Raw genomic sequence first — 534 nt, forward strand, 5'->3', positions numbered from 1 at the left:
TGTATAGACCCAGCACCCTTGCCGTCGTCCTCGCCGCGATCGTGGCACTCTTCATGCTGCTGCCGCTGTTCGCCGTGATCCCGGTATCCTTCACGCCGACGCGCTTCCTCTCCATGCCCAACGGCAACTGGTCGTGGAAGCATTACGAAACGCTGATCACCAACCCCGCCTGGCTGCAGGCTGCCTGGCTCTCCATCCGGATCGGCATCATGAGCACCGTCATTTCAACAGCTCTGGCGCTCGCCTTCGCCCTCGGCGTCTGGATGTTCCGGCCATGGTTTGCCGGCTTGCTGTTCGGTTTCGTGCTGATGCCGATGGTGGCGCCGCCGGTGGTTTCGGCGATCACCATCTATTTCTTCATGACCTCGCTTTCCAAGGTCAATGACTGGGTCGGCTATGACACACCGCTCGGCGTCGCCATCGCCCATTCTGTGATGAGCGCACCTTTCGCCGTCGTCCTGATCACCGTGGCTTTGTCGCAGGTCGACCGCCGCATCGATCTCGCCGCCCGCGGCTTCGGCGCCAGCATTTCCC

1 protein-coding gene is annotated in these 534 nt (G+C 62.2%); it reads left to right on the forward strand.

What is annotated here, in order from left to right:
- Positions 1-53: 53 nt before the first annotated feature.
- A partial coding sequence (locus tag AC1D0P_RS27975) for an ABC transporter permease (RefSeq protein WP_477679709.1) occupies positions 54-534 on the forward strand: 481 nt, incomplete at its 3' end.

It is taken from the genome of Polaromonas sp. P1_G2 (assembly GCF_056405515.1).